This window comes from Streptomyces sp. NPDC056738 (assembly GCF_042790435.1).
Taxonomy (GTDB): Bacteria; Actinomycetota; Actinomycetes; order Streptomycetales; family Streptomycetaceae; genus Streptomyces.
On record NZ_JBHTZF010000030.1, the window covers coordinates 1 to 26,999 of the forward strand.

Below are 26,999 nucleotides of genomic sequence, written 5' to 3' on the forward strand. Positions count from 1 at the left end.
GCCGGACCCGTTAGCACACGGTCCGGCGGGGCGCGGTGGTGTCCGCGGGGCTCTCGCGGGCTCAGGCCGCCTGACGGTCGCGGCCCACTTCGCGCATGCGGCCGAAGGAGTAGACGCAGCCGGCCAGGGCGAGGTCGGAGAGCAGCATGAATCCGATGGCGTACGAGTTCTTGGCGCAATGACGGCTCCCATGACCAGGGGCGGGACGAAGCCGCCGAGTCCGCCGGTCGCGCCGACGATGCCGGTGACGCTGCCGACCTTCGGTGGCGGGGTGACCCGCGCGACCATCGCGAAGACGCTGCCGCTGGAGGTGCCGAGGCCGGCGGCCATCACGAGGAGGAAGACCGTTCCGCCCGGGACGAGGTGGGGTTCGAACGCCTGGCACACCGCCATGATCCCGACGACGCCGAGGGCCCAGGAGGTGACGACGGCCGGGTGGACGCGGTCGGAGAGCCAGCCGCCGATCGGGCGGAAGACCACGGTGACGAGCGCGAAACCGGCCGCGCGGGTACCGGCGTCGGTGGGCGACAGTTCGTACCAGGTCTTGAGGTAGGTCGGCAGGTAGACGCCGAACGCGACGATGCCGCCGAACCCGATCGCGTACAGGGCCGCGAGCTCCCAGGTGACCCGCAGCCGCCCGGCGTCGCCCAGCCGGGTGGCCAGCGAGGTGGTGGGGACCACGCGGTCGGGACGGTCGGCGAGGAGGAAGTACTCCACGACGGCCATGACGGCCAGGGCGACGGCCAGCACCACGAACGGCAGGTTCTCGCCGTGCTTGTAGATGCGGGGGGTGAAGTAGCCGGAGAGGGCGACACCGCCCATGCCCGCGCCGAACACCCCGACGGCGAAGCCACGCCGGGCCGGCGGGAACCAGGAGTTGACGAGGGGGACGCCGATCGCGAACGTCGTGCCGCCCAGGCCGAGGAAGAACCCGACGACGAGGAGGCCGGCGTAGGAGTCCTTCACGACGATGAGCAGCAGGACGGGCACGATGGTCAGCGCGGTGACGAGCGGGAACATGATCTTCGCGCCGAAGCGGTCGGTGAGCGCGCCGACGGGGACCCGGCCGAGCGAGCCCACGAGGACGGGGACGGCGACCATCAGCGACTGCTGGAAGGAGCTCAGTGAGAGTTTCTCGCCCAGCGGAGTGGCGATCGGCGAGATGAGGTTCCAGGCCCAGAAGGAGATGGCGAAGCCGATGGTGGCGACGACGAGGTTGCGGTAGGCGGCGCCGGGCACCACGGGGGTCGGGTCCGTCCGGGCGGCGGTCTGGGCGGTCACGGCACTCGCTCCCATCCGGGCCGCTCGGGACGGGTGCCGAGCTGGCCGCGTTCACGGCTGCGGTACACGATGTAGGGGCGGAAGAGGTACGGCACCGGGGCGCTGAACATATGGATCAGCCGGGTGTAGGGGACGAGCGCGATGAGCGCGCACCCGATGACGATGTGGATCTGATAGGTCACCGGCACGCCGTCCATCCGCGCGTAGTCCGGACGCAGGGTGAAGACGCTGCGCAGCCAGGGGGCGATGGTGGTCCGGTAGTCGTACCCGTGGCCTCCCGCGTGGGTGAGCTTGGCGATCATGCCCATGAGGATGGCGGCGAGCAGGACGACGTACATGAACTTGTCGTTGCGGGTGGTGGCACGGAAGACCGGTCCGTTGGTGCGGCGGCGGTAGATCAGCAGCGCGATGCCGGCGACGGTGACGAGACCAGCGAGCGTGCCGGTGGTGAGGGAGAGGTAGTGGTACGCGGTCTCGCTCACCCCGAGCGCGCTGGTCCAGGAGTCCGGGACGAACAGTCCGACGAGGTGGCCGGCGAGCACGAAGAGGATCCCGTAGTGGAACATCGGGGACGCGATCCGCAGCAGCCTCGATTCGTAGAGCTGCGAGGAGCGGGTCGTCCAGCCGAACTTGTCGTAGCGGTAGCGCCAGATGATCCCGCCGACGAGCAGGACGATCGTGACGTACGGCGTGGCCGTCCACAGGAGGCTGTCGGCGAGGCTCATCGGGTGACGACCTCCAGCAGCGGGGTGCCGAACGGCGCGAGCCCCACGTCCTCGCGCGGCGGTCCGCTCCGCGCCATCGCCTGGGCGGCCGCGCGGTCGCGGGGCGAGGCGCCGGGGAGGGTGGCGACGAGCGCCTGGAGGACGCCGGCCCACGGCGAGGCGGCCTCGACGAGGGCGAGGCGCAGCAGTTCCAGCGCCGGGCGGTGGTCGCGCAGGAGGGTGTCGGTACCGGTGAGGGCGGAGAACTCGCAGACGGCCGGGAGGAAGTCGGGGAGTTCGCGGGTGTCCGCGTACTCCCATCCGTGCTCCCGGTAGATCTCCTTGAAGCGCACCAGGGACCGGCCCCGGCGGCGGGTGTCGCCGTCCGTCCACCAGGTGAGGTACAGGCAGCGGCGGCCGGAGAAGTCGAACGTCCGGACGTACTCCTGCCGGAGCGCGTCGGGTGCGGTGCCGGCCGCGTGGTCGAGGAAGGCGCGCAACTCGCCCCGTCCCGGGCCGCGTCGTTCGTCGAGGGCCGCGCGCAGGACCTCCAGCCCGGCGTGGAACGCGTCGTCGGGGTAGACCAGGCAGCGGGCGACCGCGGCGTGGACGACGGCGTGCGGGGTGGTCATCTCTCCTCCTCGTCGTCGGGCGTACCGGCGGGTGGGAACAGTCCGGCGGGGTGGCCCCGGCCGTCCCAGTTGAGGAGGTTGACGCGGCTGCGCGCGGGGTCGGCGGGCGCGTCGGCGGTCTGGCGGTCGCGCAGCACGTGGAAGTTCTCCACCGACATCGGGGGCGTCTCGCCGGACCCTTCGCCGTAGGGGCCGGAGCCGCCCATGCCGGGCCCGCCCGTGTAGTCGAGGCTGCACTCGTCGGGCAGGACGGACTCCTCCAGACGCCGTGCGTCGCCGACGGCGGCGGTGGGGATCACGTACCGCTCCTCGTACTTGGCGAGAGCCAGCAGCCGGTACATCGCGTACATCTCCTCCCCCGACATGCCGACCGACCGGGCGATGTCCTCGTCGACCGGGGCGCGGCCCGAGGGGCCGCCGGCGAGCAGCCCGGGGCGCATCGCGCCGCGCATGGCGGCGAGCTTCTCCAGGGAGGCCCGTACGGGTGCGGTGTCGCCGGCGGTGAACAGTTCGGCGAGGTATTCCAGGGGGATGCGCAGGGTGTCGATGGCGCCGAAGAGGTTGCCGGTGTCCTCGCCGTCGAAGCCGGTCTCGGTGAGGGCCTCGACGACCGGGGAGAGCGGCGGGATGTACCAGACCATCGGCATCGTGCGGTACTCCGGGTGGAGCGGCAGCGCCACCCGGTGCTTGCTGATGAGGGCGTGGACGGGCGAGCGCCGGGCCGCGTCGATCCAGTCCTGGGCGATGCCTGCGCGCTCGGCCTCCCGCTGTACGACGGGGTCCTCGGGGTCGAGGAACACGCCCAGTTGGGCCTCGTACAGGTCGGTGTCCTCGGGCGTGGAGGCCGCTTCCAGGACCCTGTCGGCGTCGTAGAGCATGACGCCGAGGTAGCGCAGCCGTCCCACGCAGGTCTCGGAACAGACGGTGGGCAGGCCGACTTCGAGCCGTGGGTAGCACAGCGTGCACTTCTCGGCCTTGCCGGTGCGGTGGTTGAAGTAGACCTTCTTGTACGGGCAGCCGGTGACGCACATGCGCCAGCCCCGGCACTGGTCCTGGTCGACCAGGACGATGCCGTCCTCCTGCCGCTTGTACATCGCGCCGGAGGGGCACGAGGCGACGCAGGACGGGTTCAGACAGTGTTCGCAGATCCGCGGCAGATAGAACATGAAGGTCTGCTCGAACGCGAACCTCACCTTCTCCGAGGCCTGTTCACGGACCTTCGCCACCATCGGGTCGAGTCCGCCGTGTTCGCTCACCCCGCCGAGATTGTCGTCCCAGTTGGCGCTCCACTCGATCTTCATGGGCTTGCCGCTGAGGAGCGAGCGCGGCCGGGCGACGGGGATGTCGTCGCCGAGGGGGGCGTCGACGAGGTTGGCGTACTCGTAGGTCCACGGCTCGTAGTAGTCGGTGATGCCCGGCAGCTTGGGGTTGGAGAAGATGTGGGCGAGCTTGGAGAACCGGCCGCCGCCCTTCAGCTTCAGCCGGCCGCGCCTGTTGAGCTCCCAGCCGCCCTTCCAGGTCTCCTGGTCCTCGTAGCGGCGCGGATATCCCTGCCCGGGGCGGGTCTCGACGTTGTTGAACCACACGTACTCGACGCCGCCGCGGTTCGTCCACGCCTGTTTGCAGGTGACGGAGCAGGTGTGACAGCCGATGCACTTGTCGAGGTTCATGACCATCGCGATCTGTGCCATGACGCGCATGTCAGTACTCCACCGGTTCGGTGCGGCGCCGGACGACCGTGATCTCGTCGCGCTGGTTGCCGGTCGGACCGAGGTAGTTGAACGCCCAGCTCAGCTGGGCGTATCCGCCGATGAGATGGCTCGGTTTGAGCAGCAGCCGGGTGAGGGAGTTGTGGGTCCCGCCGCGTCTGCCGGTCGTCTGTGTCCTGGGTGTGGCGATGACGCGGTCCTGCGCGTGGTGCATGTACACCGTGCCGCGCGGCATGCGGTGGCTGACGACCGCGCGGGCCGCGACGACACCGTTGCGGTTGACCGCCTCGATCCAGTCGTTGTCGCGCACGCCGATCGCCTCGGCGTCCTGCGGGGACATCCAGATGTTCTGGCCGCCGCGGGAGAGCGACAGCATCAGCAGGTTGTCCTGGTACTCGGAGTGGATGGACCACTTGCTGTGCGGGGTGAGGTAGCGGACGGTGACCTCGGCCTGGCCGTCCTCGCCGGTGGAGATCCGGTCGCCGAAGAGCCGGCGCATGTCCAGGGGCGGCCGGTAGACCGGCAGGGCCTCGCCGAGTTCGTGGATCCAGTCGTGGTCGAGGAAGAAGTGCTGGCGGCCGGTGAGGGTGTGCCAGGGCTTGGCGTGCTCGGTGTTGAGGGTGAAGGCGGTGTAGCGGCGCCCGCCCGCCTCGCTGCCGGACCACTCCGGCGAGGTGATGACCGGCACGGGTGCCGCCTGGGTGTCGGCGTACGTGATCCGCTTGCCCTCGTGCTCTGCGGCGAGGTGGGCCATCGGCTGCCCGGTGCGGCGCTCGAGGGTGTGGAACCCCTGGGTGGCGAGGTGGCCGTTGGTGGTGCCGGACAGGGCGAGGATCGTGTTCGCCGCCTTGACGGCCGTGTCGAGGAGAGGCCGCCCCGCGGCCGGTCCCGAACTGCGTGTGCCGTGCCGGTCGGCGAGCAGCCGCACTTCCTCCGCCACGTCGAAGGTGATGCCCTTGACCGGCAGGCCGAGCTTCTCGGCCAGCGGGCCGAGGGTGGCCATCTTCTCGCCGACGGCGCCGTAGTCCCGCTCCACGACGGTGAGTCGGGGCATCGTCCTCCCCGGTACGGGCTCGCACTCGCCGCGCCGCCAGTCCAGGGCGACGCCCCCGGGCTGTGCGGTCTCGGCCGGGGTGTCGTGCTGGAGAGCGGTGGCGACGAGGTCGCGGCGCACGCCCAGGTGTTTCGCCGCCATCGCGGAGAAGGACCGGGCGAGGGCGTGGAAGGCGGCGAAGTCGGTGCGGGCCTGCCAGGGCGGGTCGACGGCCGGGGTGAAGGAGTGCACGTAGGGGTGCATGTCGGTGCTGGAGAGGTCGTGCTTCTCGTACCAGGTCGCGGCGGGCAGGACGATGTCCGACATGAGGGTGGAGGACGTCATGCGGAAGTCCAGGGACAGCAGCAGGTCGAGCTTTCCCTCGGGGGCCTTCTCGTGCCAGCGGACGTCGCGGGGGCGTTCCTCGGGCGCGGCCTCCTCGGCGCCGAGCGAGGAGGTGGTGCCGAGCAGGTGCTTCTGGAAGTACTCGGCGCCCTTCGCGGACGAGCCCAGCAGGTTGGCCCGCCAGAGAGTCACGACGCGTGGCCAGTTGGCGGGCGCGTCGGGGTCCTCTCCGGCGAATCCCAGCTTGCCTGAGCGGAGTTGGTCCACCGCGTACGCGACCGGGTCCTGGTCCCCGGCCTCGTCGCACAGGTCGAGCGGATTGCGGTCGAAGGTGGGGTAGGAGGGCATCCACCCCGAACGGGTCGCCTGGGCGAGGCAGTCGGCGGCCGTCATCCCGGCGAACGCTCCGGTGCCGAGCGGGGAGGCGAGGGTGTCGGCGCGGTAGTGGTCGTACCGCCACTGGTCGGTGTTGAGGAACCAGTAGGCGGTGCCGATCGCCTGGCGCGGCGGACGCGACCAGTCGGACGCGGCGGCCAGGGTGGCCCAGCCGGTCGCCGGTCGGCACTTCTCCTGGCCGACGTAGTGCGCCCAGCCGCCGCCGTTGCGGCCCTGGCAGCCGGTGAGCTGGAGCAGGGCGAGGAAGGCGCGGTAGATCGTCTCGGAGTGGAACCAGTGGTTCGTGCCGGCGCCCATGAGGATCATGCAGCGGCCCCGGGACCGCTCGGCGGTGTCCGCGAACTCCCGCGCGGTGCGGACGACCGCCGCGGCGGGGACGGAGGTGTGGACCTCCTGCCAGGCGGGCGTGCAGGGGACGGCGGGGTCGCCGTAGCCCTCGGGCCAGGCCCCGGGGAGCCCTTCGCGGGCGACGCCGTACTGGGCGAGCAGCAGGTCGTAGACGGTCGTCACGAGCCGGCCGCCGACGCGCGCGGCGGGGACGCCGGCGGCGCGGACCGCCCCGCTGCCCTGGCCGTGCGGCCCGCCGTCGGTGTCGAAGCGGGGCAGCAGCACCTCGGTCGGGACGGCTCCGTCCCGCCCGTACAGCGAGAGCCGTGGCTCCAGATCCCCGAGTTCCAGATTCCACCGGCCCTCGCCCGACGCGGTCCAGCGGAAGCCCAGCGACCCGCCGGGGACCTCCGGCCGGCCGGTGGCGTCGTCGAGGACGACCGTCTTCCACTCGGCGCCCTCGGCGGTGTCCCCGAGGTCGGAGGCGCGCAGGAACTTGTCCGGGACGTGGCCGCCGTCGTGCTCCCGCAGGGTGACGAGGAACGGCAGGTCGGTGAAGCGCCGGACGTAGTCGGTGAAGAACGGCACCTGCCGGTCGACGAAGAACTCCTTGAGCACGACGTGCCCCATCGCGAGGGCCAGTGCTCCGTCGGTGCCGGGGTGGGGGTGCAGCCACTCGTCGGCGAACTTGGTGTTGTCGGCGTAGTCCGGGGAGACGACGACGACCTTCTGGCCGCGGTAGCGCGCCTCGGCCATCCAGTGGGCGTCCGGCGTACGGGTGACCGGGACGTTGCTGCCCCACATCATCAGGTACGCAGCGTCCCACCAGTCCCCCGACTCGGGGACGTCCGTCTGGTCGCCGAAGACCTGCGGGGAGGCGACCGGCAGATCGGCGTACCAGTCGTAGAACGACAGCATGGGAGCGCCGATCAGCGAGTGGAACCGGGCGCCGGCGGCGTGCGAGACCATGGACATCGCCGGGATGGGCGAGAAGCCGGCGATGCGGTCGGGGCCGTGGGCCTTGATGGTGTGGACGTGCGCGGCGGCAGCGATCTCCAGGGCCTCGGCCCAGCTCGCCCGCACGAGGCCGCCCTTGCCGCGGGCCCGCTGGTAGCGGCGTCGGCGCTCGGGGTCGGCCTGGAGGTCGGCCCACGCGGTGACCGGGTCGCCGGTTCGCTCCTTCGCCTCCCGGTACATCTCCAGAAGCACACCGCGGACGTACGGGTAGCGCACCCGGGTCGGCGAGTACGTGTACCAGGAGAACGCGGCCCCGCGCGGACAGCCGCGCGGCTCGTACTCGGGACGGTCCGGGCCGACGCTCGGATAGTCCGTCTCCTGGGTCTCCCAGGTGATGATGCCGTCCTTGACGTACACCTTCCACCGGCAGGAGCCGGTGCAGTTGACCCCGTGGGTGGAGCGCACGACCTTGTCGTGACTCCACCGGTCCCGGTAGAAGACGTCACCGCCCCGCCCGCCCTCCTTGGAGAGCGTGCGCAGATCGGCGGAGGTCTCCCCCCGCCGGAAGAACCGCCCGGTACGCAACAGCAGCTCACTGGCCGTGCCGTCCATCCCACCGGTACCTCGGCCCTGGGTCGCGGACACGGACGCTCCTCTCGGCCGGCTTCAGCCCAGCGGACCATTCATGGGCGGGGTCCGCATGCGTGGGGGGCTGAACGGGCGAGGGAGGCAAGGTGGGCCGCCGGTCGTGGTGCCGGCGGCTCCTCCGCGGGCTCGTTCAGCCCTTGACGACCGTGATGTCCTGGTCCCGCACCGCGTGGAACGACGGGAGCGGGAGGCCGGTCGTGCTCAGTTCCATGAGGGTGGCCTGGACGTGGGCCGGGCCCGCCTTGAGGGTGCTGGGGACGGGCTTCTCCGAGTTGGTCCAGGTGTGCTCGGCGCCGTCGCAGAGGGCCGTCGTGCCGCCGATGCCCTGCTTGACCCGGGGGTCGTCCTGGGACACGGAGGACGACACGAAGACGGGTCCGGAGGCGCCCGTGCAGCGGTAGGTGCCGGAGAGGGTGATGGTGCCGTCGGCGGCGACCGTGCCGGTCGGGTCGACGGTGACCTCGTCGGACGAGGCGGACAGGGCGACGGCGGACGGGGCGAGGAACAGGAGCAGCGCGGCACCGGCGGCGGCGCCTGCGGCCTGGCGGAACGACATGGGGTACCTCCTGGAACGGGGACCTGCAAGGGTGCTCAACAGGTACCGGTCCAAGGCCCCAGGGCCGGTGATCATCACCCCTTTGGTGGCGAGTTGGCGCCGTCCGTCATGGGGACGTCCGAGAGTTGTCCTCGTGTTGTCACGCTTCACGGCCGGGTGTTCCGATCAGTTCGCCGCGCGCGCATGGTCTGTGTATGCGAGGGCGACGACAGCGCCGCCGACACTCTTCGCATCCCACGTGGAGGTGCACCATGTGTTCTCACCGGTCTTCGTGCCCGTCCGCGGAAGCCACCACCCCGCACATCGTCTCGGCCCATCCCGAGCAGGGCTGGAACCTCCTGTGCAACGGCGCGATCGTCTTCGACGACAGCGGTGAACTGCTTCCCGACGGCAGCGTGGTCGCTCCGCACCGGGTGTTCGCCGACCGGCTGGCCGTCGCGGCCTGACACCCCGGCGTGATCCGCGTTCTCCGCCGCGCCCCGCGGTCCTACGCCAGCACGGCGAAGCCGTCGAGTTCGACCAGCGCCTGTTCGTCCCACAGGCGCACGGCGCCGACGACGGCCATCGCGGGGTAGTCGCGGCCCGCCAACCGGCGCCAGATGCCGCCCAGTTCGGCGGCGTGGGCACGGTAGTCGGCGACGTCGGTGGCGTAGACGGTCACCCGGGCGAGGTCCGCGGGAGTGCCGCCCGCCGCCCGCAGCGCGGTCAGCAGATTGGCCAGCGCCCGCTCGAACTGGGCGGGCAGGGTCTCCCCCACCACCTTCCCGTCCACGTCCAGGGCGGTCTGTCCGGCCAGGAAGAGGACGCGGGAGCCGGTGGCGACGACGGCGTGCGAGAACCCGGCCGGCGGGGAGAGCTCGGACGGATTGACGCGCTCGACGGTCATACGCGGTACAACTCCTTCGCGATGATGGTCCGCTGGACTTCGCTGGCCCCCTCGTAGATGCGCGGCGCGCGCACCTCGCGGTAGAGGTGTTCGAGCAGATGGCCCCGGCGCAGGGCGCGGGCCCCGTGGAGCTGGACGGCCGCGTCCACGACGTACTGGGCGGTCTCGGTCGCGAGCAGTTTCGCCATCGCCGCCCGCCGGGGCACGTCCGGCGCCCCCGCGTCGTACGCCGCCGCCGCCGCGTAGACCATCAGCCGGGCCGCCTCGGTGCGCAGCGCCATCTCGGCGACCTGGTGGGCCACGGTCTGCAGGTCCTTCAGCGGGCCGCCGAACGCCTCGCGCCGTGCCGTGTGCGCGAGGGTCGCGTCCAGCGCGGCCTGGGCCATGCCGACGGCGAAGGCGCCGACGCTGGGCCGGAAGAGGTTGAGGGTGCCCATGGCGACCCGGAACCCGTGGCCGGGTTCGCCGAGCACGTCGTCCGCCGTGACGGGTACGGCGTCGAAGGCGAGGGCGCCGATGGGGTGCGGGGAGAGCATGTCGAGCGGGGTGCCGGTGAGGCCGGGGCGGTCGGCGGGGACGAGGAAGGCGGTGACACCGCGGGCTCCGGCGTCGGGCGCGGTGCGCGCGAAGACGGTGTAGAGGTCGGCCTCGGGGGCGTTGGAGATCCAGCACTTCTCGCCGGTGAGGCGCCAGCCGCCGGCGCCGTCCTCGTCCGCCCGGAGCGCGAGGGCGGCGGCGTCCGAACCGGCGCCTGGCTCGCTGAGCGCGAAGGCCGCCACGGCGGTGCCGTCCGCGACCCGGGGCAGCCAGTGTCCGCGCTGGGCGTCGGTGCCGTACGCGTGGACGGGATGGGCGCCGAGTCCTTGCAGCGCGAGTGCCGTCTCGGCCTCGGTGCAGACCTGGGCCAGGGACTCGCGCATGAGGCAGAGGTCGAGGGCGCCGGAGGTGAAGAGGCGGGAGAGCAGTCCGAGCCGGCCGAGTTCGGCGACGAGCGGCCGGTTGACGTGGCCCGGCTCGCCCTTGTCGGCGAGGGGGCGCAGTCGGTCCGCGGCGTGCGCGCGCAGCTCGGCACACCAGGCGGTCTGCCCCGGTTCGAGCGAGAATGCGGTCATTGCCCGTCCTCTCTCCCCATCGGACGCCACCCACGTTATCGCGAACCGTTGACTGTCGTCACCAACACGATACGCTCCTTGTGCGAGCCCACCACGACGCCCACCGAGGCAGCCCACCAAGGCAAGGGGGCGAGACGCCATGGACCTTGTGGATCCCCTGGATCCCGCAGACATTCCGGGGCCGGCACGCTCGGCCCACGTCGACACCTTCGCGCGCGACCATCTCCCGCCCTCCGAGCAGTGGCCCGAGCTCCGCTTCGACCTGCCCGAGCTGCGCTACCCCGTCCGGCTCAACTGCGCCGCCGAACTCCTCGCGGACACCGACCCCGGACGCCCGGTGTTCCGTACGCCGTCCGGCGCGCCGTGGACGTACGGACAGCTCCGCACCCGGGTCGACCGGATCGCCCATGTGCTGACCGGCGAACTGGGTGTCGTGCCGGGCAACCGGGTGCTGCTGCGCGGCCCGACCACCCCGTGGCTCGCGGCCTGCTGGCTGGCGGTGCTGAAGGCGGGCGCGGTCGCCGTCACGGTGCTCGCGCAGCAGCGGCCGCACGAACTGGGCACGATCTGCTCGATCGCACGGGTGACGCACGCCCTGTGCGACGTCCGCTCGGTCGACGACCTGGTCAAGGCGGAGGTCCCCGGGCTGCGGGTCACGACGTACGGGGGTGACGCGCCCGACGATCTGCTGCTGCGGATCACCGGCGCCCCGGACGAGCCCTTCGACGCGGTGGACACGGCCGCCGACGACGTGGCGCTGATCGCGTTCACCTCGGGCACCACCGGGCGGCCCAAGGGCTGTATGCACTTCCACCGCGACGTGCTGGCGATCGCGGACACGTTCTCGAAGCATGTGCTGCGGCCGCGCGAGGACGACGTGTTCGCGGGCAGCCCTCCCCTGGGCTTCACCTTCGGGCTCGGCGGTCTCGTGGTCTTCCCGCTGCGCGCAGGCGCCTGCTCCCTGCTGCTCGAACAGGCGGGCCCCCGGCAGTTGCTGCCCGCGATCGCCGAACACCGCGTCTCCGTGCTGTTCACGGCGCCGACCGCCTACCGGGCGATGCTGGCGGAGATGGCGGAGGCGGACGCGTACGACATCGGGTCGCTGCGCCGCTGCGTGTCCGCCGGCGAGAACCTGCCCGCCACGACCTGGCGTGACTGGCAGGGCCGCACCGGACTCGGCGTCATCAACGGCATCGGCGCCACCGAGCTGCTGCACATCTTCATCTCCGCGGCCGACGGGGACATCCGTCCCGGCACGACGGGCCGGCCCGTGCCGGGCTGGCAGGCGCGTGTGGTCGACACCGACGGGACGCCGGTGCCGGACGGCGAACCCGGCCTGCTGGCCGTGCGCGGCCCGGTCGGCTGCCGGTATCTCGCCGACCCCCGGCAGCGGGAGTACGTACGCGGCGGCTGGAACATCACCGGTGACACCTATGTCCGCGACCCCGACGGCTACTTCCGCTACGTGGCCCGCGCCGACGACATGATCATCTCGGCCGGGTACAACATCGCGGGTCCCGAGGTCGAGGACGCGCTGCTGCGGCACCCGGACGTCGTCGAGACGGCTGTCGTGGGGCGGAGCGACGAGGCCCGCGGGCAGATCGTGGTGGCCTACACCGTGGTGAGGGAGGGCGCCCGCAGGGACGGCGAAGCGCTGCGCGCCTTCCTCAAGTCCGAGCTGGCGCCGTACAAATGCCCGCGCGAGATCGTCTTCCTGGACGCGCTGCCACGGACCGCCACGGGCAAGCTCCAGAGGTTCAGACTGCGCGAGGAGACCCCTTCCGACGGCGCTGCGGGCGCCCCGTCGGCCCCCGTTCCGCGCGAGCCGGTCTCCGCGCCCGAGGGCGTCCTGCCCGCGGACGGCGATCCCAAGTGATCTTCGCGCACTAGAGTGATCAACGTGTCAGAGCACCACGCCCCCCGGTCCCTCATCGTCACCTTCTACGGCGCCTACGGCCGTTTCGCGCCCGGCCCGGTACCGGTGGCCGAGTTGATCCGGCTCCTCGCCGCGGTCGGCGTGGACGCGCCCTCGGTGCGTTCGTCGGTGTCCCGGCTCAAGCGGCGCGGGCTGCTGGAGCCTGCGCGCACCCCGGCGGGCGCGGCCGGATACGCGTTGTCGCCGGACGCACGGCAGTTGCTCGACGACGGCGACCGCCGGGTGTACGCGACGACGCCTCCCGAGGACGGCGGCTGGGTGCTCGCCGTCTTCTCCGTACCCGAGTCGGAGCGGCAGAAGCGGCACGTCCTGCGCTCGCGGCTGGCCGGTCTCGGCTTCGGCACGGCGGCTCCCGGAGTGTGGATCGCCCCGGCACGGCTGTACGAGGAGACCCGGCACACCCTGGAACGACTGCGGCTGGACGGGTACGTGGAGCTGTTCCGGGGCGAGCACCTGGGGTTCGCCGCCACGGCCGACGCGGTCGCGCGCTGGTGGGACCTGACCGCGATCGCCAAGGAGCACGAGGCGTTCCTCGGCCGGCACGCGCGGGTGCTGCACACCTGGGAGGACCGGACGGACACCCCGCCCGACGAGGCCTACCGCGACTATCTGCTCGCCCTCGACTCCTGGCGCCATCTCCCGTACACGGACCCGGGGTTGCCCGCGGCCCTGCTCCCCGAGGACTGGCCCGGCGCCCGTTCGGCGACCGTCTTCCGGGCGCTGCACGAGCGGCTGCGGGACGCGGGCGCGGAGTTCGCCGGAGTGCCTCCGCGCCCGGGGCGCCCGGAGGCTACCGACCGCCCAGAGTGAGCCGGGGTCGCGGCGCGTCGGTGCGGCCGGTCTGGGGGCGGCGGCTGCCCGCGCGGTAGGGCATCGGCCAGTGGGCGCCCGGCCCTTCGTAGCCCTGTTCGGCGGCCGCGTGCAGCGTCCAGTTCGGGTCGTACAGATGCGGTCTGGCGAGCGCGCACAGGTCCGTCCGCCCGGCCAGGATCAGGGAGTTGACGTCGTCCCAGGAGGAGATCGCGCCGACGGCGATCACCGGGATCCCGGTCTCGTGCCGGATCCGGTCCGCGTACGGCGTCTGGTAGGAACGGCCGTATTCGGGGCGCTCGTCCGCCACGACCTGGCCGGTCGACACGTCCACCGCGTCGGCGCCGTGCGCGGCGAAGGCCCGGGCGATCGCGACCGCGTCCTCGCCCGTGGTGCCGCCCTCGGCCCAGTCGGTGGCGGAGATGCGGACGGTCATCGGGCGCTCGGCGGGCCACACCGCCCGCATCGCGTCGAAGACTTCGAGGGGGAAGCGCAGCCGCTTCTCCAGCGACCCGCCGTAGGCGTCGGTCCGCCGGTTGGTCAGCGGGGACAGGAAGCCGGAGAGCAGGTAGCCGTGGGCGCAGTGCAGTTCGAGCAGGTCGAAGCCGCAGCGGGCACCGCGGCAGGCGGCCGCGGTGAACTGCTCGCGCAGATCGGTGAGCTGGGCGCGCGAGAGCTCGCGGGGGGTCTGGCTGTCGGGCCGGTACGGGAGCGGGGAGGCGGCCACGAGGGGCCAGTTGCCGTCCGGCAGGGGTTCGTCGATGCCCTCCCACATCAACCGGGTCGAGCCCTTGCGGCCGGCGTGGCCGAGCTGGAGGCCGATCGCGGAGCCCGGGGCCTGACGGTGCGTGAACTCCACGATCCGCCGCCAGGATTCGGCCTGGCGGGCGGTGTAGAGACCGGCGCATCCGGGCGTGATGCGCCCCTCCGCGCTGACGCACACCATCTCGGTCATGACCAGTCCCGCGCCGCCCAGGGCCCGGGCGCCCAGGTGGACGAGGTGGAAGTCGCCGGGCACGCCGTCCACGGCCGAGTACATGTCCATCGGCGAGACGACGACACGGTTGCGCAGGGTCAGTCCGCGCAGCCGGAACGGGGTGAACATCGGCGGGGTGCCGGGCGGGCAGCGGAACTCGCGCTCGACCGTGGCCACGAAGCGCGCGTCACGCAGCCGCAGGTTGTCGTGCGTGACGCGGCGGCTGCGGGTGAGGAGGTTGAACGCGAACTGCCGGGTGGGCTGGGCGAGATAGCGGCCGATGTCCTCGAACCAGTCGAGGCTGGCGCGGGCGGCGCGCTGGGTGGAGGCGACGACCGGGCGCCGTTCCTCCTCGTAGGCCGCCAGCGCCTCCGCCGTCGAGGGCTGTTCCTCCAGGCAGGCGGCCAGCGCGAGCGCGTCCTCGACGGCGAGCTTCGTACCGGAGCCGATGGAGAAGTGCGCGGTGTGCGCCGCGTCGCCCAGCAGGACCAGATTCCCGTGCGACCAGCGGTCGTTGACGATCGTGCGGAAGGTCGTCCACGTCGACTTGTTGGCGCGCAGCGGGCGTCCGCCGAGCGCGTCCGCGAAGATCTTGCCGCACCGTTCGACGGACTCCGCCTCGTCGAGGTCCGCGAACCCCGCGGCGCGCCAGACCTCTTCGCGCATCTCGACGATGACGGTGGAGGCGTCGGCCGCGTACGGGTAGCCGTGGAGCTGCATCACGCCGTGCTCGGTCTCGGCGATCTCGAAGCGGAAGGCGTCGAAGGCGAAGTCGGCGGCGAGCCAGATGTAGCGGCAGCGGTGCTCCTCGACGGACGGCCCGAACACCTCGGCGTGGGCCGCGCGGGTGAGGCTGTGCACACCGTCGGCGGCGACCACGAGGTCGTACTCCGCCATGAGTTCGTCCACGGGCGGGGCCTCGGTGGTGAAGCGCAGGCCGACGCCGAGCGAGCGGCAGCGTTCGTGCAGGATCTCCAGGAGCCGGCGCCGTCCGAGCGCGGCGAAGCCGTGGCCGCCGGAGGTGTGCCGGACCCCGCGGTGCACGATGTCGATGTCGTCCCAGCGGACGAACTCGGCCTGGAGCGCGGCGTACACGACCGGGTCGGCGTGCTCGATGCCGCCCAGGGTCTCGTCCGAGAGGACGACGCCGAAGCCGAAGGTGTCGTCGGGTGCGTTGCGTTCCCAGACGGTGATCTCGCGGTCCGGGCCGAGGCGTTTGAGGAGCGCCGCGGCGTAGAGTCCGCCGGGGCCGCCGCCGATCACCGCGACCCGCCTCACATCGGCCTTCGCTCGCATCGCGGGCTCACCTCCCCCGCCACTTCGGGTCCCGCTTCTCCGTGAAGGCGGCGTGGAACTCGGCGTAGTCCTCGCCGTTCATCAGCAGGGCCTGGGTCGCCGCGTCCAGTTCGACGGCGGCCGCGAGCGGCATGTCCAGTTCGGCGGTGAGCAGCGCCTTGGTCTGGGCGTACGCCAGGGCCGGACCGTCCGCGAGACGGCGGGCCAGCGCCTGCGCGCCCTCGTCGGCGTGCCCCTCGTCGGTGAGCTCGCTGATCAGCCCGATGCGTTCGGCCTCGGGCGCCCGCACCGGTTCGCCGAGCATGAGCAGCCGGGTCGCGTGGCCGAGTCCGACCACGCGGGGCAGCAGATAGGCCGCGCCCATGTCGCCGCCGGACAGCCCGACCCGGGTGAAGAGGAACGCGAACCGGGCGCTCGGGTCGGCCACCCGGAAGTCCGCGGCCAGCGCCAGCACGGCTCCGGCGCCCGCCGCCACCCCGTGCACCGCCGCGATCACCGGGAACGGGCATTCCCGTACGGCCCTGACGACCTGCCCGGTCATCCGGTTGAAGTCGAGGAGCTGGGCGGTGTCCATGGAGAGGGTCGCGCCGATGATCTCGTCGACGTCGCCGCCGGAGCAGAATCCGCGGCCCTCGCCGGCGAGCACCAGGGCCCGCACGGACCGCTCGCGGGACAGCTCGGCGAGCAGGTCGCGCAGGTCGGCGTAGGCACCGAAGGTGAGCGCGTTCAGCTTCTCGGGGCGGGCCAGGGTGACGGTGGCGACGCCGTCGGTGAGCTCGTACCTCAGATGCTGCCAGTCGGCGGTGCGGCCGGCGGAGCCGGTGAAGGGACTCATGGCGGGCGGCCTCCTAGGGCGGGGGCGACGCGATACGGCTGTCCCACCAAGTTATCACCTGTTCGTGACCGTCGTCACGAGTGCGCGATAGGGCGATACGGAGGCGGGACGTCGGGGCGACGCCGCGAAAACGTGATGACTACGAGACATGAAAGAACGGTCGCGGGTGGTGAGCGACCCGCGACAGGCCGTGAACACAGGGACGCCGGGGAGCCGTGGTCCGTCACCCCGTCACGGGCCTTCGACAGCCGTGTAACGGCGGGAGGGAACACGGGAGAGGGGCCGTTCGTCCGGGTAGACAGCCCGTATCCGACCGAACGTCCCGAAAGGAGGCCTCCCTCCCGCGGAACACATCGGCCGATGTCCCGAGAAAGCCCACCGCGCGCGTTCGGCCGGTGGAGCCGTACCATTCCTTAGGTTGCAAGCAGGACAGCCTGCTCCATGAACGGACTCGCCTTGCCCGACACCCCAGCACCCGCCTCCTGGCGCATCGCGCTGCCGCACACCGTCGCGGCCGTGCCGGTGGCCCGCGCCCTGGTCCGCACGGCACTCGCGGAACGGGAGCACGCGGCCGACAGCGACACCGCCGAGCTGCTCACCGCGGAGCTGGTCGCCAACGCCGTCGAGCACACCGCGGGTGACGGCCCCATAGAGCTGGTCGTCGAGCTGATGCCGACCGGCTGCCGGGTCGAGGTGCACGACCCGGACCCGGTGCCGCCGCACGATCTCACCCTGCCGCACCCGCCCGGCGAGCCGGACCCCTGGCAGGAGCACGGGCGCGGTCTGCTGCTGCTCCGCGCCCTCAGCTCGGCCTGCGGACACCGCCCCACCGACTCCGGCAAGGCGGTCTGGTTCCGGCTGCCGGTGATCCCCGCCCAGCGCCGGCCGGCCCTCTAGGCGCCGGCCCGCGACACGACGTTCGACCCAGGCGCCCGCGTACGGACCTGTGGGGCTACGGGTCTATGGGTCTGCGGGGCTGCGGGTCCGCGGGTCCGCGGGTCTGCGGGTCTGCGGGTCTGCGGGTCCGCGGGTCCGCGGAGGATCAGGCCAGCGTGGCGACCATGATCGCCTTGATGGTGTGGAGCCGGTTCTCGGCCTGGTCGAAGACCACGGAGTGCGCCGACTCGAAGACCTCGTCGGTCACCTCCAGCGAGTCGAGTCCGTAGACGTCGTATAGCTCGCGGCCGACCTGGGTGCCGAGGTCGTGGAAGGCCGGCAGGCAGTGCAGGAAGCCGACGTCCGGGTTCCCGGTGGCGCGCAGTACGTCCATGGTCACGGCGTACGGGGCGAGGGCCTCGATGCGCTCGGCCCACACCTCCTTGGGCTCCCCCATGGAGACCCAGACGTCGGTGGCGACGAAGTCGGCGCCGCGGACTCCCTCGGCCACGTCCTCGGTGAGGGTGACGGTGCCTCCGCTCTTCACGGCGAGTTCGCGGGCCCGCGCGACGATGTCGTCGGCCGGCCAGTAGGCCCGCGGGGCCACTATCCGCACGTCCATGCCGAGCAGCGCGCCGGTGACCACGTACGAGTTGCCCATGTTGAAACGGGCGTCGCCCAGGTAGGCGAAGGTCATCTCGCCGACCGGCTTGGCGCAGTGCTCGGTCATCGTGAGGACGTCGGCCAGCATCTGGGTGGGGTGCCACGCGTCGGTCAGGCCGTTGTAGACCGGCACTCCGGCGTGGGCGGCCAGCTCCTCCACCGCGTCCTGGCTGTCACCGCGGTACTCGATCGCGTCGAACATCCGCCCGAGCACGCGGGCGGTGTCCTTCACGGACTCCTTGTGGCCGATCTGGGAACCGGACGGGTCCAGATACGTCGTCGAGGCACCCTGGTCCGCGGCCGCGACCTCGAAGGCGCAGCGGGTGCGCGTGGAGGTCTTCTCGAAGATCAGCGCGATGTTCAGGCCCGAGAGATAGCGGGTCTCCGCCCCGAGCCTCCTGTCCGCCTTGAGTCCGGCGGCCAGCTCGACCAGGCCGAGGAACTCCTCCTCCGTGAAGTCCAGCTCCTTGAGGAAGTGACGGCCGGCGAGGGCGGTCGGGACTGTCGCCATGGGGGCGCTCCAGGGATGACGGGGACGAGGACGGGGCCGGACGCCTGAAATTCTATACGACGCTCAGCATTTATATGCGGTCTGTCGTTCGACTCCCCGTGCGGGCCTCGCCTCGCGGCCCACACGGGCCCCTGACTCACACGGGTCCCTCCCATTCGTAAGGGTGCCCCGACTCGTACGCCCCCCTCTCGCACCGGCCCCTCAGACCGGGTCCCGAACGACCGGACAGCTCATGCAGCGGGGGCCACCCCTGCCGCGGCCCAGCTCGCTGCCCGGGATCTCGATCACCTCGATGCCCTGTTTGCGCAGATGGGTGTTGGTGGTGGAGTTGCGCTCGTAGGCGATGACGACGCCCGGCTCGACGGCGAGGACGTTGCAGCCGTCGTCCCACTGCTCCCGCTCGGCCGCGTGGACGTCCTGCGTGGCGGTCAGGACGCGGATCTCGTTGAGGCCGAGCGCCGCGGCGATGGCGCGGTGCATGTGCTCCGGCGGATGGTCGGTGACCTTCAGCTCCTTGTCCCCCGCACCCGGCTCGATGGTGTACGAGCGGAGCATGCCGAGCCCGGCGTACTGGGTGAAGATGTCGCCGTCGACCATCGTCATCACCGTGTCGAGGTGCATGAGCGCGCGCCGCTTGGGCATGTCGAGCGCCACGATGGTGCGGGCCGAGCCGGCCGCGAACAGCTTGTGGGCGAGCATCTCGACGGCCTGGGGCGTCGTCCGCTCGCTCATGCCGATGAGCACCGCGCCGTTGCCGATCACCAGGACGTCGCCGCCCTCGATGGTGGAGGGGTAGTCGGCCTGTCCCTCCGACCAGAGGTTGAAGCCCTCCTCGCGGAACAGCGGGTGATGCCGGTAGATCGCCTCGAAGTGCACGGTCTCGCGCTGCCGGGCCGGCCAGCGCATGGCGTTGATGGAGACGCCGTCGTAGATCCAGGCGGAGGTGTCACGGGTGAAGAGGTGATTGGGCAGCGGCCGCAGGAGGAAGTCGTCGAGGTCCATAACGTGGAAGCGCACGGAGGTGGGTTCCGCGTGCGCGTCCAGGAACTCGCGCTTGGTCATGCCGCCGACGAGCACCGAGGCGAGCTCCTGGGCGGGCATGGCCTCGAAGGCGGCCCGGAGGTGGTCGGTGGCGAGCGGCCCGTACTCCTTCTCGTCGAAGACCCGGTCCAGGACGAGGGACCGGGCCTCCGCGAACGCCAGGGTCTCGGTGAGCAGGTCGCCGAAGAGGTGGACGGTGACCCCACGGTCGCGCAGGACGTCGGCGAACCCGTCGTGTTCCGCGCGCGCCCGGCGTACCCACAGCACGTCGTCGAAGAGCAGCGCGTCCTTGTTGCTGGGGGTGAGCCTTTTGAGCTCGAGATCGGGCCGGTGAAGGATGACGCGGCGCAGCCGCCCGGCCTCGGAGTCGACGTGGAATCCCATGTCTCCATCCTGACCATCCGGACGCGTGTTCACCCGTGGTTCGCGTCAGCCGCACCGCATTCATTTCGTCCCCTTGACGATAAGCGGTGAACTCATTATCGTCTCAATGACGACAACGAAGAGCGGAACCGCCGGGCCGACCCGGCGTCGAGGGGGTACTCATGGCCGACATCACGCGACGCCTCGGCTGGCGCCATCTGCGGGGGGCGCCCACCGCCCACGTCCGGCACCACAAGTCGGGGCAACTGGTCCACGACGGCCCCGGGCTCAGCTTCTGGTACCGCTCGCTGACGGCGGCGCTCTCCGAGGTCCCCGTCGACGACCGTGAGCTGGCGATGACCTTCCACGCCCGTACGTCCGACTTCCAGGACGTCGCGGTGCAGGCGACCGTCACCTACCGGGTCAGCGACCCCGCGGTCGCCGCCTCCCGCATCGACTTCTCCATAGACCCCGACTCCGGCGCCTGGCGCGGCACCCCGCTGGAGCAGCTCGGCTCACTGCTGACCGAGACGGCCCAGCAGCACGCGCTCGACGTCCTGGCCCGTACGACACTGGCGTCCGCCCTGGTCGACGGTGTCGCTTCGGTACGGGAGCGGATCGCGGACGGCCTCGCCGGCGAACCCCGGCTGCCCGCCACCGGCCTCGAAGTCGTCGCGGTGCGGGTCGTCGCGCTGCGGCCGGAGCCCGAGGTGGAACGGGCGCTGCGCACCCCCGCCCGCGAGCAGATCCAGCAGGACGCGGACAAGGCCACGTACGAACGCCGGGCGGTCGCCGTCGAGCGGGAGCGCGCCATCGCCGAGAACGAACTCCACAGCCAGATCGAACTCGCCCGGCGCGAGGAGCAGTTGGTCGACCAGCGCGGTACGAACGCGCGCCGCGAGGCCGAGGAGCTCGCGGCGGCGGACGCGGTGCGCGCCGGGGCGGAGGCGGCCCGCACGGTCCGGCTGGCCGAGGCCGAGGCCACCCGGTCGCTGCGGCTCGCCGAGGCGGAGGCCACGCGCAAGGTGCGGCTCGCGGGGGCCGAGGCGCAGGCGGAGCGCGAGGTCGGGGCGGCACGGGCCGAGGCGCAGGCGGCCTGGCTGCGGGTCCACGGCGACGTGGATGTCGCGACGCTGCACGCCCTGACCGGCAGCCGGCTCGCCGAGAACCTGCCGCGGATCGAGAACCTCACGCTCTCGCCCGACGTGCTCACCGGGCTGCTCGCCAAGCTGGGCAACGGCAGCGCCGGGGACTCGGCGTGAGTCTCGCGCCCCGGGTCGTCATCGTCCACCGGACCACGGAGTACGAGGAGTTGACGGCCCGGCACGGCACGCACGGGCAGGCGGCGTTCTTCCTGTCCTCGCGCGGCCGGGACATCGCGGAGGTCGCCGAGCGGCACCGGCGGGCCCGCGAGGCGCTCGCCGCGGTGGTGGCGGCCATTCCGCTGACCTGGCGTCAGGCGCGCGTGGAGCGGGCCGATCTGGACCGCTTCCTGTTCGCGCCGGAGGACGTGGTCGTCGTCGTCGGCCAGGACGGGCTGGTCGCGAACGTCGCCAAGTACCTGGCCGGTCAGCCGGTCGTGGGGATCGACGCCGACCCCGGGCGCAATCCGGGCGTGCTCGTGCGGCACCGGCCCGGGGACGCGGGCGCGCTGCTCGCCTCGGCGCGGGGCGGTGCCGCCGACGAACTGACCATGGTCGAGGCGGTCGCGGACGACACCCAGCGGCTGGTCGCCCTGAACGAGATCTATCTGGGAGCCGCGGGCCATCAGACGGCCCGCTATCGGCTGGGGCTCGACGAGTACGGGGGTGCCGTCGAGCCCCAGGCGTCCTCCGGGGTGCTGGTGGGGACCGGGACCGGGGCCACCGGCTGGCTGCGCTCGGTGTGGCAGGAGCGGGGGGAACAGTTGCCGCTGCCCGGGCCCACGGACGAGCGCCTGCTCTGGTTCGTCCGCGAGGCCTGGCCCTCGCCGGCCACGGGCACCTCGCTCGTGGCCGGTGAGCTCACCGGGTCCGGGCGGCTGTCCCTGACCGTGGAGTCGGACCGACTCATCGTGTTCGGGGACGGGATGGAGGGGGATGCGGTGGAGTTGGTGTGGGGCCAGACCGTGCAGGTGGGGGTGGCCGGGGTTCGGCTCCGCCTCGTCGGCTGAGGTTCGCTTCGCTCCCTCGCCGCCCGGCCGCGCCGAACCCCGCCGGGCCCCGTCGCCCCGGACCGGGCCTCTCCCCGGGCGGGGTCTGTCGCGTGCGCCCCGGTGGGGCGGGTTCGGGTGCGGCCCCGGTGGGGGCATGGTTCGGCTGCGGGTCCGGTGGGTGCGCGGTTCGGCTGTCCGCCCGGTGGGGGCTGGGCGCGCCGTTCCCCGTGCCCCTTGCGGGGCTCCCACCGGGGTGGTGACTACCGGTCCCGGTGGGAGCGCGATTTCGGCTGCGGCCCCGGTGGGGGCTGGCCGCGCCCCTGACGGGGCTCCCACCAGCCTGGCGATTGCCGGTCCCGGTAGGTGCGCGGTTCGGCTGTCCGCCCGGTGGGGGCCGGGCGCGCCGTTCCCCGCGCCCCTTGCGGGTCTCCCCCACCCGGGACTAAACGCCCAGCCCGGGTGGGTTCGCCGTTCGGCTGCCGGTCCGGTGGGGGCCGGGCGCGCCGTTCCCCGCGCCCCTGACGGGGCGCCCCCACCCGGGACTCAACGCCCAGCCCGGGTGGGTGCGCCGTTCCCCGCGCCCCTGGCGGGGCCGGTCCGGGTCCGAGGGTGGACCCGCTACAGGCGGGGGTCGACCGGTTCGGATTCCAGGGAGAGGACTCCGAACACCGCCTCGTGGACGCGCCACAGGGGCTCGCCCTCGGCCAGGCGGTCCAGGGCCTCCAGGCCGAGTGCGTACTCGCGGAGGGCCAGGGACCGCTTGTGGTTCAGGAAGCGGCCGCGCAGCCGGGCGAGGTTCTCCGGACGGGTGTACTCAGGGCCGTAGATGATCCGCAGGTACTCACGGCCCCGGCACTTGATGCCGGGCTGCACCAGACGCCCGTGCCCGCCGCGCACCACCGCGCCGACCGGCTTCACGACCATGCCCTCGCCGCCGCGGCCGGTCATCTCCAGCCACCAGTCGACACCGGCCCGCACGGACTCCGGGTCACCGGTGTCGACGAAGAGCCGCCGGGTGGTGTGCAGCAGTCCGCTCCCGTCGTTCTCCACGAGCCGGTCGATCAGGGCGAGTTGCTCGTCGTGCGGCAGCGCGGCGAGGCTCCGGCCCTGGACGGCCAGGATCTGGAACGGCGCGAGGCGGACGCCGTCGAGGCCGTCCGTGGTCCAGCAGTAGCGGCGGTACGCGTCGGTGAACGCCTGTGCGTCCGCGGCCCGTTCGCGCTGGCGCGCCAGCAGGTCCGTGACGTCGACACCCCGCGCCGCGACCCCTTCGAGCGCGGTCAGCACTCCGGGGAACACCGCCCCGGAGGCGGCGCCGACAGCGGCGTACTGACTGCGCAGCAGCCCGGACGCCTTCAGCGACCACGGCATCAACTCGGCGTCCAGCAGCACCCAGTCGGTGCCCAGCTCCTCCCACAGACCGGCCTCGGTCGCGGCGGCGCGCACTCGGCCGAGGATCTCCTCGGTGACGGCGGAGTCGTCGAAGAAGGGCCGGCCGGTACGGGTGTACAGCGACCCGGTGGGACCGTCGACGCCGAACCGCTCGCGCGCCACGTCCGCGTCCCGGCACACCAGGGCCACCGCCCGCGATCCCATGTGCTTCTCCTCGCACACGACCCGCGCGACCCCGTCCTCCCGGTACTGCGCGAAGGCCTCGGCGGGGTGCTCCAGATAGCCCTCGAGGTGCGACGTCGCGGTCGGCGCCATGGTCGGCGGGAGGTACGGCAGCAGCCGCGGGTCGACCGCGAAACGGCTCATGACCTCCAGCGCCGCGGCCGCGTTCTCCTCACGGACGGCCACCCGCCCGGCGTGCCGGGTCTCGACCGCCCTGCGGCCGTGCACGTCCGCCAGGTCCAGCGGACGGCCCTCGTGACCGCCCGGCGCCTCGGTGGCCAGCGGCTTGGCCGGCTCGTACCAGACCCGCTCGGCCGGTACGTCGACGAGCTCGCGCTCCGGCCAGCGCAGGGCGCTGAGCTTGCCGCCGAACACGGCACCGGTGTCCAGGCAGATGGTGTTGTTGAGCCAGGTGGCGTTGGGGACCGGGGTGTGTCCGTAGACCACCGCCGCGCGGCCCCGGTAGTCCTCCGCCCACGGATAGCGCACGGGCAGCCCGAACTCGTCGGTCTCCCCCGTGGTGTCGCCGTACAGCGCGTGCGAGCGCACCCGGCCCGAGGTGCGGCCGTGGTACCTCTCGGGCAGACCGGCGTGACAGACGACGAGACGTCCGCCGTCGAGGACGTAGTGACTGACCAGTCCGTCGACGAACTCCCGTACGGAAGCCCGGAATTCCTCGCTCTCCCGGTCCATCTGCTCGATGGTCTCGGCGAGTCCGTGGGTGTGCTGGACCTGGCGGCCCTTGAGGTAGCGGCCGAGCTTGTTCTCGTGGTTGCCGGGCACGCACAGGGCGTTTCCGGAGCCGACCATGGACATCACGCGGCGCAGCACGCCGGACGAGTCCGGGCCGCGGTCGACGAGGTCGCCCACGAACACGGCCGTACGGCCCTCGGGGTGCACACCGTCGACGTAGCCGAGCTTGCCGAGCAGGGTCTCCAGCTCCGAGGCGCAGCCGTGGATGTCGCCGACGATGTCGAACGGGCCGGTGAGGTGGGTCAGGTCGTTGAACCGCTTCTCGGTCACGACCGACGCGTTCTCGGCGTCCGCCACCCCGCGCAGGACGTGCACCTTGCGGAAGCCCTCGCGCTCCAAGGAGCGCAGCGAGCGCCGCAGTTCGCGGATGTGGCGCTGGATCACGCGGCGCGGCATGTCGGCGCGGTCGGTGCGCGCCGCGTTGCGTGCGGCGCACACCTCCTCGGGCACGTCGAGCACGATGGCGATGGGCAGGACGTCGTACTTCCTGGCCAGCTCGATCAGCTGGCGGCGGCTGTCCTGCTGGACGCTGGTGGCGTCGACGACGGTCCGGCGGCCGGCCGCGAGCCGCTTGCCCGTGATGTAGTGCAGGACGTCGAAGGCGTCGCCGCTGGCGCTCTGGTCGTTCTCGTCGTCGGCGACCAGACCGCGGCAGAAGTCGCTGGAGATGATCTCCGTCGGCTTGAAGTGACGCCGGGCGAACGTGGACTTGCCGGAGCCCGAGGCGCCGATGAGCACGACGAGGGAGAGGTCGGTGACGGGCAGGACGCGCCCCTGTTCGGTCTGCTCGCTCATGCGGCCTTCTCCTCCTTCGCGTTCGGGGTGCCGGTGGTGCCGGCCGGGTTCGTGGCCAGGGTGAAGACGGCCATCTGGGTGGGCGGGCCGACCTCGGGGTCGTCGAGGCCGACGGGGGTGAACTCCACGTCGTACCCGTGCCGTCCGGCCACCGTGCGGGCCCAGGAGCGGAACTCCTCGCGGGTCCACTCGAACCGGTGGTCGCCGTGCCGGGAGTGGCCGGCCGGCAGGGTCTCCCAGCGCACGTTGTACTCGACGTTCGGGGTCGTCACGAGGACGGTCCGCGGGCGGGCGGAGCCGAACACCGCGTACTCCAGGGCGGGCAGCCGGGGCAGGTCGAGGTGCTCGATCACCTCGCTGAGCACGGCGGCGTCGTACCCCTTCAGACGGCGGTCGGTGTAGGCGAGCGAGCCCTGGAGGAGCTGGACGCGTGCGGCCTGCCGCTCGCCCATGCGGTCGAGCTTGAGGCGGCGCGAGGCGATGGTGAGCGCCCGCATCGACACGTCGACCCCGACGATCTCGGTGAAGCGTGTGTCCTTGAGCATGGCCTGCACCAACTGGCCCTGTCCGCAGCCGAGATCGAGGACGCGGCTCGCGCCGGACGCGTGCAGCGCGGCGAGGATCGCGTCCCGGCGCTGCACGGCGAGCGGTATCGGCTTCTCCTCGGTGTCGGTCTCCTCGTCGACGGCGTTGTCGATCTCCTCGACCGCGATGTCGTCGGCCTCGGCGAGCCGGGCGAGTTCGAGCCGCTCCAGGGCCTCCCGGGTCAGCGACCAGCGCCGGGAGAGATAGCGGCTGGTGATCAGCTTCTGCTCCGGGTGGTCGTGCAGCCAGCCCTCGCCCGCCCGCAGCAGCTTGTCGACCTCGTCGGACGCCACCCAGTAGTGCTTGGCGTCGTCGAGGACCGGGAGCAGCACGTACAGGTGCCGCAGGGCCTCGGCGACCGTCAGCTCCCGCGACGCCAGCTCCAGGCGTACGTAGCGGGAGTCGCCCCACTCCGGGAAGCGCTCGTCGAGCGGCACGGCCTCGGCCGTCACCGTCCAGCCCAGCGGCTCGAAGAGCCCGCGCACCAGGTCGGCTCCGCCTCGGGCGGGCAGCGCGGGCACCTCGACGCGCAGCGGCCTCGGCTCGGCGGGCAGCTCGGGCCGGGCGTTGCACTGGCCCTTCATCGCGCTGGAGAACACGGCGCTCAGCGCCACGGCGAGCAGCGAGGAGGCGGCGTACGGGCGGTCGTTGACGTACTGTGCGAGTGCCGCGTCGGGCGCGCCACCGCGTCCCTTCCCCTTGCCGCGCCTGACCAGCGCCACCGGGTCGACCTCGAGGAGCAGGGCGGCCGTGCACCGCTCGGGGGTCGCCTCGGGGTACAGCACGTGCGCCGTCCCGTACGAGGTCGAGAACTTCTGCGCGTTGTCAGGATGCTTGTGCAGCAGAAAGCCGAGGTCGGTCGCGGGCCGCTCTGGGGTACCGGTGGTACTGATCGTCAGGAACACGGTGTGTCTGCCTCGATACGTCTTCTGAGCTGTGGGGACCCGGCGACGCGTCCGGCCGGCGCGCGTGCGTCCTCCGGACGCCGTCGGGTCACAGCGTGGGCGAGCGCGCCTGTGCCGTCGCCGGCCCCGCTCCTCCGCGGCCCGCGTGGCCCGTGGCCACGCCGCGCCGCGGCCGACCGCGGGGGCGACGCCTGCCCTCGGCGCGCCCCCACAACGTACAGCGGAAACCGCAGGTGGACCCGGGGTTTTTCGGCGGGGGCCGGGGCCACGACCGAAGGGTTCGAGGACGCCGGCCGTGACGTCCGGGCAGGTCAGCCGGA

19 protein-coding genes and 1 pseudogene are annotated in these 26,999 nt (G+C 72.4%); 6 read left to right on the forward strand and 14 right to left on the reverse strand.

Annotation, left to right across the window (positions count from 1 at the left end; genetic code table 11):
• Positions 1-61 precede the first annotated feature (61 nt).
• From ACFRIC_RS41350 to ACFRIC_RS41375, 6 genes and pseudogenes are all read right to left on the reverse strand, one after another.
• A pseudogene (locus ACFRIC_RS41350) lies at positions 62-1,296 on the reverse strand (nitrate/nitrite transporter).
• Complete coding sequence (gene narI, locus ACFRIC_RS41355) at positions 1,278-2,006, reverse strand: respiratory nitrate reductase subunit gamma (protein ID WP_382797170.1); 729 nt, start codon at positions 2,004-2,006, stop codon at positions 1,278-1,280. The pseudogene ACFRIC_RS41350 and the gene narI overlap by 19 nt, the downstream one beginning before the upstream one ends.
• Positions 2,003-2,617, reverse strand: coding sequence for a nitrate reductase molybdenum cofactor assembly chaperone (narJ, locus tag ACFRIC_RS41360; protein WP_382797172.1), 615 nt, complete (start codon positions 2,615-2,617; stop codon positions 2,003-2,005). Before narJ ends, narI begins: the two co-directional genes overlap by 4 nt.
• Positions 2,614-4,317: a nitrate reductase subunit beta gene (narH, locus tag ACFRIC_RS41365; protein WP_382797174.1), complete on the reverse strand. Its 1,704-nt coding sequence runs from the start codon at positions 4,315-4,317 to the stop codon at positions 2,614-2,616. Before narH ends, narJ begins: the two co-directional genes overlap by 4 nt.
• A 1-nt stretch (position 4,318) precedes the next feature.
• Positions 4,319-7,996, reverse strand: a complete 3,678-nt coding sequence (locus tag ACFRIC_RS41370) for a nitrate reductase subunit alpha (RefSeq protein WP_382797235.1) — start codon at positions 7,994-7,996, stop codon at positions 4,319-4,321.
• A gap of 166 nt (positions 7,997-8,162) precedes the next feature.
• The gene (locus tag ACFRIC_RS41375; protein WP_382797176.1) at positions 8,163-8,588 is read right to left on the reverse strand and encodes a DUF6299 family protein; all 426 of its coding nucleotides are present in this window, start codon (positions 8,586-8,588) and stop codon (positions 8,163-8,165) included.
• Positions 8,589-8,839: 251 nt separating this feature from the next.
• Here ACFRIC_RS41375 and ACFRIC_RS41380 point away from each other — a divergent pair, with 251 nt between their 5' ends.
• Positions 8,840-9,034, forward strand: a complete 195-nt coding sequence (locus ACFRIC_RS41380; RefSeq protein WP_382797178.1) for a DUF5999 family protein — start codon at positions 8,840-8,842, stop codon at positions 9,032-9,034.
• Positions 9,035-9,075: 41 nt separating this feature from the next.
• Here ACFRIC_RS41380 and ACFRIC_RS41385 read toward each other — a convergent pair whose 3' ends face one another.
• Positions 9,076-9,474, reverse strand: a complete 399-nt coding sequence (locus tag ACFRIC_RS41385; RefSeq protein WP_382797180.1) for a RidA family protein — start codon at positions 9,472-9,474, stop codon at positions 9,076-9,078.
• Positions 9,471-10,586, reverse strand: coding sequence for an acyl-CoA dehydrogenase family protein (locus ACFRIC_RS41390; protein ID WP_382797182.1), 1,116 nt, complete (start codon positions 10,584-10,586; stop codon positions 9,471-9,473). The genes ACFRIC_RS41385 and ACFRIC_RS41390 overlap by 4 nt, the downstream gene beginning before the upstream one ends.
• Positions 10,587-10,725: 139 nt before the next feature.
• Between ACFRIC_RS41390 and ACFRIC_RS41395 the strand changes: the two genes are divergently transcribed.
• Together ACFRIC_RS41395 and ACFRIC_RS41400 are read left to right on the forward strand one after the other, a co-directional pair.
• The gene (locus ACFRIC_RS41395) at positions 10,726-12,462 is read left to right on the forward strand and encodes an AMP-binding protein (protein WP_382797184.1); all 1,737 of its coding nucleotides are present in this window, start codon (positions 10,726-10,728) and stop codon (positions 12,460-12,462) included.
• Between the two features lie 15 nt (positions 12,463-12,477).
• Entirely contained in the window at positions 12,478-13,332 is an 855-nt protein-coding gene (locus tag ACFRIC_RS41400) for a PaaX family transcriptional regulator C-terminal domain-containing protein (RefSeq protein ID WP_382797186.1), read from the forward strand.
• Here the strand turns inward: ACFRIC_RS41400 and ACFRIC_RS41405 are convergent.
• Both ACFRIC_RS41405 and ACFRIC_RS41410 read right to left on the reverse strand, forming a co-directional pair.
• Complete coding sequence (locus ACFRIC_RS41405; RefSeq protein ID WP_382797188.1) at positions 13,313-15,604, reverse strand: bifunctional salicylyl-CoA 5-hydroxylase/oxidoreductase; 2,292 nt, start codon at positions 15,602-15,604, stop codon at positions 13,313-13,315. The genes ACFRIC_RS41400 and ACFRIC_RS41405 overlap by 20 nt on opposite strands.
• Before the next feature lie 7 nt (positions 15,605-15,611).
• Positions 15,612-16,439 (reverse strand): enoyl-CoA hydratase family protein, encoded by an 828-nt coding sequence (locus ACFRIC_RS41410; RefSeq protein WP_382797191.1) that lies wholly within the window; start codon positions 16,437-16,439, stop codon positions 15,612-15,614.
• Between the two features lie 441 nt (positions 16,440-16,880).
• Here ACFRIC_RS41410 and ACFRIC_RS41415 point away from each other — a divergent pair, with 441 nt between their 5' ends.
• Positions 16,881-17,336 carry an ATP-binding protein gene (locus ACFRIC_RS41415; RefSeq protein ID WP_382797193.1) on the forward strand — a complete coding sequence of 152 codons (456 nt, stop codon included), beginning with the start codon at positions 16,881-16,883 and terminating at the stop codon, positions 17,334-17,336.
• 145 nt (positions 17,337-17,481) lie between these two features.
• Here ACFRIC_RS41415 and argF read toward each other — a convergent pair whose 3' ends face one another.
• Together argF and ACFRIC_RS41425 are read right to left on the reverse strand one after the other, a co-directional pair.
• Positions 17,482-18,489: an ornithine carbamoyltransferase gene (argF, locus tag ACFRIC_RS41420; RefSeq protein ID WP_382797195.1), complete on the reverse strand. Its 1,008-nt coding sequence runs from the start codon at positions 18,487-18,489 to the stop codon at positions 17,482-17,484.
• A gap of 201 nt (positions 18,490-18,690) precedes the next feature.
• Positions 18,691-19,914 (reverse strand): arginine deiminase, encoded by a 1,224-nt coding sequence (locus ACFRIC_RS41425; RefSeq protein ID WP_382797197.1) that lies wholly within the window; start codon positions 19,912-19,914, stop codon positions 18,691-18,693.
• Positions 19,915-20,075: 161 nt separating this feature from the next.
• Here ACFRIC_RS41425 and ACFRIC_RS41430 point away from each other — a divergent pair, with 161 nt between their 5' ends.
• Positions 20,076-21,155, forward strand: coding sequence for an SPFH domain-containing protein (locus ACFRIC_RS41430; protein WP_382797199.1), 1,080 nt, complete (start codon positions 20,076-20,078; stop codon positions 21,153-21,155).
• A complete protein-coding gene (locus ACFRIC_RS41435; RefSeq protein WP_382797201.1) occupies positions 21,152-22,045 on the forward strand; it encodes a hypothetical protein in 894 nt (297 codons plus the stop codon). The genes ACFRIC_RS41430 and ACFRIC_RS41435 overlap by 4 nt, the downstream gene beginning before the upstream one ends.
• 600 nt (positions 22,046-22,645) lie before the next feature.
• Here the strand turns inward: ACFRIC_RS41435 and ACFRIC_RS41440 are convergent.
• Both ACFRIC_RS41440 and ACFRIC_RS41445 read right to left on the reverse strand, forming a co-directional pair.
• Positions 22,646-25,189, reverse strand: a complete 2,544-nt coding sequence (locus tag ACFRIC_RS41440; protein WP_382797203.1) for a polynucleotide kinase-phosphatase — start codon at positions 25,187-25,189, stop codon at positions 22,646-22,648.
• Positions 25,186-26,679 carry a 3' terminal RNA ribose 2'-O-methyltransferase Hen1 gene (locus ACFRIC_RS41445; RefSeq protein WP_382797205.1) on the reverse strand — a complete coding sequence of 498 codons (1,494 nt, stop codon included), beginning with the start codon at positions 26,677-26,679 and terminating at the stop codon, positions 25,186-25,188. The genes ACFRIC_RS41440 and ACFRIC_RS41445 overlap by 4 nt, the downstream gene beginning before the upstream one ends.
• Between the last annotated feature and the right edge of the window lie 320 nt (positions 26,680-26,999).